This is a genomic window from Frankia sp. AgKG'84/4 (assembly GCF_023242965.2).
In the GTDB taxonomy this organism is placed as follows: domain Bacteria; phylum Actinomycetota; class Actinomycetes; order Frankiales; family Frankiaceae; genus Frankia.
In genome coordinates, this window is the sequence record NZ_JALKFU020000315.1 from 1 (window position 1) to 6076 (window position 6076).

Consider the following 6076-nt stretch of genomic DNA (forward strand, 5'->3'; position numbering starts at 1 on the left):
GGGGGAGCCGGTGGGGGTCAGCGCCCGGTGCGCGCTCACGGCGCCGCCCGTGCGGCTGGCGATCGGTCCGGGCGCGCCGATGGCGGTGACCGGCTGGACGGGGCCGTGGCCGGTCGACGAACGCTGGTGGGAGGCCGACGCCCGGCGCCGCGCCCGTTTCCAGCTCGGCGTCGAGGAGGGACAGGCGTATCTGCTCGCGGTCGCGAGCGGGCGCTGGTGGGTGGAGGCGTCCTATGACTGATCCGGTGACGCCGCGGGGGCCGGTGGGCCCACCGGCCCCTGTCGGCGACGGTGGGGACGGCCCCGCCTGGTCGCGCCGACGTGCTCCCTACCGCCCACCGGCGCTGCCACGCCCGGTGCCGGGCGAGACGGTGCCCTACGCGGAGCTGCACTGCCATTCCGCGTTCAGTTTCCTGGACGGCGCCAGCCAGCCGGAGGACCTCGTGGAGGAGGCGGTGCGCCTGGGGCTGTCGGCTCTCGCCCTCACCGATCACGACGGGCTCTACGGCATCGTCCGGTTCGCGGAGGCCGCCCGTGAGGTGGGGCTGCGGACGGTGTTCGGCGCGGAGATCTCCCTCGGCGCACCGGGCGCCCGCGCGGGCGAGACTGATCCGGGCGGCGAGCATCTGCTCGTCCTCGCCCGTGATCCCGAGGGCTACCGGCGGCTGTCGCGGCTGTTGTCCGACGCCCACCTGGCCGGCGGGGAGAAGGGGCGGCTGGTGGCCGACCTGGAGTCCTGCGCGCGGGCGGCCGGGGGGCACTGGCAGGTGCTCACCGGATGCCGCAAGGGCACGGTTCCCCGGGCCCTCGCCCGCGACGGCACGGCGGCCGCCGGGGCCGCCCTGGCGGGCCTGGCGGAGCTGTTCGGGCCCGACAACGTGGCGGTGGAGATCACCGATCATTCGCATCCGCTGGACGCGGCCCGCAACGACGCCCTCGCCGAGTTGGCCCGCGCCGCCGGGCTGCCACTGGTGGCGACCGGCAACGTCCATTACGCCGCGCCCGGTGCCGCCCGGCTCGCGGCGGCGATGGCCGCGGTGCGGGCGCGGCGCGGCCTGGAGGAGATGGACGGGTGGCTGCCGGCCGCGGGCACCGCCCACCTGCGTTCCGGGGCGGAGATGACGTCCCGGTTCACCCGCTATCCCGGCGCGGTGGAGCAGGCCGCGAGGATCGGCGCGCGGTGCTCCTTCGACCTGCGCCTGGTCGCGCCGAGGCTGCCCGACTTCCCCGTCCCGCCGGGGCACACCGAGACGAGCTGGCTGCGGCTGCTCACCATGCAGGGAGCGGCGCGTCGGTACGGTCCGACCGGGCGGGAACGGGTCGCCGGCGCCTACGACCAGCTCGCCCACGAGCTGGCGATGATCGAGCAGCTCGGCTTCCCCGGCTACTTCCTCATCGTTCACGACATCGTCGAATTCTGTCGCCGGCACCGGATCCTCTGCCAGGGACGGGGATCCGCGGCGAACTCGGCCGTCTGCTACGCCCTGGGCATCACCGGGGTCGACGCGGTCTCCTTCGGTCTGCTGTTCGAGCGTTTTCTCGCGCCGGAGCGGGACGGGCCGCCCGACATCGACCTCGACATCGAGTCCGGGCGTCGCGAGGAAGTGATCCAGTACGTCTATCGGCGCTACGGGCGGGACCGGGCCGCCCAGGTGGCCAACGTGATCACCTACCGGCCCCGGTCGGCGGTCCGCGACGTCGCCAGGGCGCTCGGCTTCTCCCCGGGCCAGCAGGATGCCTGGTCCCGCCAGCTTGACCGGTGGTCGCTGCCGGGCGCCGCCGCGAGCGGCGCGGAGCACGACATCCCACCCGCGGTAACCCAGCTGTCCGAGCAGCTGCTGGGCTTCCCCCGGCACCTGGGCATCCATTCCGGCGGCATGGTGATCTGCGACCGGCCGGTGGGGGAGGTGGTCCCGGTGGAATGGGCCCGCATGCCCGGGCGGACGGTGATCCAGTGGGACAAGGACGACTGTGCGTCCGCCGGCCTGGTGAAGTTCGACCTGCTCGGGCTCGGCATGCTCGCGATGCTGAACAAGGCGTTCGACCTTGTCCGTGAGCACCACGGTCACGATCTCGACCTGTCGCTGATCCCCCCGGAGGACCCCGCCGTCTACGACATGCTCTGCGCGGCCGACTCCATCGGCGTGTTCCAGGTGGAGAGCCGCGCGCAGATGGCCACGCTGCCCCGGCTGCGGCCCCGGCGCTTCTACGACCTGGTGATCGAGGTCGCGCTGATCCGGCCCGGCCCCATCCAGGGCGGTTCGGTCCACCCCTACATCCGCCGCCGCAACGGGGTGGAGGAGGTGACCTACCCGCATCCGCTGCTGCGCCGGTCACTGGCGAAGACCCTGGGCATCCCGCTGTTCCAGGAGCAGCTCATGCAGATGGCGATCGACATCGCCGGGTTCTCCGCGGCCGAGGCGGACGAGCTGCGCCGGGCGATGGGCTCCAAGCGGTCCGCGGAACGCATCGAGCGGCTGCGGGAACGGCTCTACGCCGGGATGGCGACCAGCGGCATCACCGGCGAACTGGCCGACGACCTGTTCGCGAAGCTGTCCGCCTTCGCGAACTTCGGGTTCCCCGAGAGCCACTCGGTGAGCTTCGCGTTCCTGGTGTACGCCAGTTCGTGGATCAAGCTCTACTACCCGGCGGTGTTCTGCGCCGCGCTGCTCAACGCGCAGCCGATGGGGTTCTACTCGCCGCAGAGCCTCGTGGCCGACGCCCGCCGGCACGGGGTCGAGGTGCTGCGCCCGGACGTCAACGCCTCCGCGGCCCCGGCCAGTCTGGTCGCGGGCGGCGCTTCGCACCCGCGGGTCCGGCTCGGGCTGGCCGGGGTCCGCCGCGTGGGGGAGGACCTCGCCCGCCGCATCGTCGACGCGCGGACGGCCGGGGCTCCCTTCACCGACATGGCCGACCTTGTCCGCCGGGTCGGCCTGTCCGTCGACCAGGTCGAGGCCTTGGCCACCGCCGGGGCGTTCGGCTGCTTCGGGCTGGCCCGGCGGGAGGCGCTGTGGGCGGCGGGCGCGGTCGCCCAGGCTCGCCCGGACCGCCTCGACGGGATGGTCTTCGGTGCGGATATCACCGCGGTCGCCCCGCACCTGCCCGGGATGACCGAGGTCGAGGAGTCGGTGGCTGACCTCTGGGCGACCGGGATCACCCCCGACGGGTATCCGACCCGTTTCCTGCGGGAACGGCTGCGCGAGCGGGGGGTGACGACCGCCGCCGGGCTCTCCGCCGCCGACACGGGACGCCGGGTGCTGGTCGCCGGGATCGTCACCCATCGTCAGCGTCCAGCGACCGCGGGCGGCGTCACCTTCGTCAACCTGGAGGACGAGACGGGTCTGGTGAACGTGATCTGCTCGCCGGGACTCTGGGCCCGCCACCGGGTGGTTGCCAGGACGGCGACCGCCCTCGTCATCCGAGGGCGCCTCGAACGGGCCGAGGGCGCGACCAACGTGATCGCCGAGCGGATGTGGGCGCTGCCGGTTGCCGTCCACCAGCGATCCCGGGACTTCCGATGATCTCACCCCATGCTGTTGCACGCAGCGTGATGGTCGTTCACTATCGGTTATCTCTTGAGGTGCTGTAGGTGACGAAGCAGGTGATCATCGATGTCTCCGCGTGCTTCCGGGACCCACCGCCCCGGCGTCCACCGGCGGCCCACGCCGTTCGCCGCGGCCAGCCGCAACGCCCTGCTGCGGCGGATCCTGAGACTCACGGCCGGCGGGCTGGCCGTCGGCCTCGCCATTGGTCTCGTAGTGGGCCGCTGACCCGCGGGACGCGCCCGCGGCGGCTCGGCAGGGCGGGCGTCGATGGCCGCTGAAAGCGCGGCGATTCTGCATGTCGACATGGACGCGTTCTTCGCCTCGGTGGAGCTGCGGCGGCGGCCGGAGCTGCGCGGCCGGCCGATGATCGTGGCCGGAGGCGAGCGCGGAGTCGTGCTGTCGGCGACCTACGAGGCCCGGGCCTTCGGGGTCCGCAGCGCGATGCCGATGGGTCAGGCCCGGCGGAGGTGCCCGGCCGCCGTCGTCGTCCCGCCGGACCACGCGGCCTACCGGGCGGCCTCGGTGGAGATCATGAAGATCTTCCGGGACTTCACCCCGCTGGTGGCGCCGCTGTCGGTGGACGAGGCGTTTCTCGACGTCGCCGGGGCCCGGGCCCTGTTCGGATCGCCGCCGCGGATCGCGGCGGCGATCCGGCACCGCGTCGCCGCCGAGCAGGACCTCACCTGCTCGGTCGGCGTGGCCCCCTCGATGTTCGTCGCGAAGATCGCCTCCACCCGCTGCAAGCCGGACGGGCTGGCGGTCGTGCCCCCCGACCAGGTGCTCTCTTACCTTCGTCCGCTGCCGACGGGCGCCCTGTGGGGGGTCGGCCCCCGCGCCGAGGCGGTACTGACCCGGTTGGGAATGCGCACGATCGGGGACATCGCGGACACCCCGGTCGACGCGCTGCGCCGCGCCCTCGGCGCCTCGGCCGGCGCGCACCTGCACCGGCTTGCCTGGGGGATCGACGAACGGCGGGTGGACCCCGCCGGGACGGACGTCACCATCGGCGCCGAGCGCACCTTCGCCAGGGACGTCAGCGACCCGGCGGTGCTCGCCCGGGAACTGCTGAGCCTGTCCGGCCGGGTAGCCGCCCAGCTACGCCAACGCCGGCGGACCGCCCGGACGATCTCGGTGAAGGTGCGCTTCGCCGACTTCCAGACCATCACCCGATCCCGGACCCTGCGCGATGCCACCGATGTCTCCCAGACGATCTACGCGACCTCCGTCGACCTGGTAACCGACCTCGGCCTGCTGGGTCGCCACCGGGCGCCCGGCGGTGGGCCGCCACCGGGCGTGGCGGACATGGCGGTGCGCCTGCTGGGCGTGCGCGCCGGCAGCCTCGCCGACGTCGGACCCCGGCAGCTGCTGCTCGGCGATCGGCCCGAGGGCTGGGCGGAACTCGAGCGGGTCGCCGACCGTGCGCGGGCACGCTTCGGTGCCGCCGCGGTAGGCCCGGCGTCGCTGATCGACCAGCGCGGCTCGGGTGGCCGCCGCGCCGCCGGTGGGCGGCGGGACTCCGGCGGAGACGGGGGCTCCGGCGAACGGGACGAATCGGATGGCTGGCGTGAGCAGGGTGGGCCGCCCAGCCCGGGTGGGAACGGGGGCGGGAGGGCATGAACAGGTGCGGCGTGGGAACCGGAAGAGGTGAGGGGAATGGCGCGGTTAACCCCGGCATGACGGGTTGCCTACCGCGCTCGCCCGCGCACGCCTATTCTTGGTTGTCAGGCCCGTCCTCGCGGGCCTGCGGTCGTGAGAGGAGCGTCGATGCCGCTCTCGGAGAACGAGCAGCGCCTTCTGGAGCAGATCGAGCGCGCTCTCGTCGAGGATGATCCGAAGTTCGCCAGTGCTGTGCGGTCGACGGACCCTCGTACCTACCTGCTGCGCCGGGTGCGCCGCAGCGCTGGCGTCTTTCTGCTCGGCCTCGTGGTCCTGGTGGTCGGTGTGGTGCTCAACCAGGTGCCCCTCACCGTCATCCTGGGCATCCTTGGCTTCCTGATGATGCTGTTCGCGGCGTTGCGGGGTGCCGCGGACCTGCGCCGGATCAGTGGCCGGGAGACGGCCGGCCGCCCGGGTGGCCGCGGCCGGGGCAAAACCCGTCCCCGCGCGAAGGCGCCGTTCATGGAGCGGGTCGAGGAGCGCTGGCGACGGCGCTGGGAAGATCGTCCCTGACCGCAGCCGGACCTCCTGACCGCGGCCGACCTACCGGCGTTCGGTTCCCGGCCCGCTGGCTGTCACCGCGCGTCGCGGGTGAGCCGTTGGGCCCAGGTCTGTGCGCCCGGTCGCCCTTGAGGGCGATATCGGACGCTGGCTCCTTCACAGCGACCCGCCGGTAGCAAGATCGCTTGGCTGCTGCCTAGTGGTCGGTCGGTCGGGAGCCCGTACCGACCGGTTGGCGGTCACGCGGCTCCACGGCGGCCTGGTCCCGTGCCCCGCGGTCGCTCGGATCCGCGTCCCCGGCAGGTTCGTCGCCACCACGGCGCCGGCTGGCGACGGCCGAGCGGAGCCGGTCGGCGGCCGTACCGGCGCCGCCC

4 protein-coding genes and 1 pseudogene are annotated in these 6076 nt (G+C 73.6%); all 5 read left to right on the forward strand.

What is annotated here, in order from left to right; translation table 11 throughout:
- A pseudogene (locus MXD58_RS17805) lies at nt 1-241 on the forward strand (DNA polymerase Y family protein); the annotation flags it as partial.
- Nucleotides 234-3521, forward strand: coding sequence for an error-prone DNA polymerase (locus MXD58_RS17810; protein ID WP_248840076.1), 3288 nt, complete (start codon nt 234-236; stop codon nt 3519-3521). The pseudogene MXD58_RS17805 and the gene MXD58_RS17810, both read left to right, overlap by 8 nt.
- A 90-nt stretch (nt 3522-3611) precedes the next feature.
- Nucleotides 3612-3770, forward strand: a complete 159-nt coding sequence (locus MXD58_RS17815; RefSeq protein ID WP_248840075.1) for a hypothetical protein — start codon at nt 3612-3614, stop codon at nt 3768-3770.
- Between the two features lie 42 nt (nt 3771-3812).
- The gene (gene dinB / locus MXD58_RS17820) at nt 3813-5162 is read left to right on the forward strand and encodes a DNA polymerase IV (RefSeq protein ID WP_248840074.1); all 1350 of its coding nucleotides are present in this window, start codon (nt 3813-3815) and stop codon (nt 5160-5162) included.
- Nucleotides 5163-5309: 147 nt separating this feature from the next.
- Complete coding sequence (locus tag MXD58_RS17825; protein ID WP_248840073.1) at nt 5310-5714, forward strand: SCO2097 family morphological protein; 405 nt, start codon at nt 5310-5312, stop codon at nt 5712-5714.
- Nucleotides 5715-6076: the final 362 nt, after the last annotated feature.

Bases quoted from the DNA above. Each gene is read 5' to 3' on its own strand.
- dinB (WP_248840074.1), top strand. From the start codon at position 3,813: ATGGCCGCTGAAAGCGCGGCGATTCTGCATGTCGACATGGACGCGTTC.
- MXD58_RS17810 (WP_248840076.1), top strand. From the start codon at position 234: ATGACTGATCCGGTGACGCCGCGGGGGCCGGTGGGCCCACCGGCCCCT.
- MXD58_RS17815 (WP_248840075.1), top strand. From the start codon at position 3,612: ATGTCTCCGCGTGCTTCCGGGACCCACCGCCCCGGCGTCCACCGGCGG.
- MXD58_RS17825 (WP_248840073.1), top strand. From the start codon at position 5,310: ATGCCGCTCTCGGAGAACGAGCAGCGCCTTCTGGAGCAGATCGAGCGC.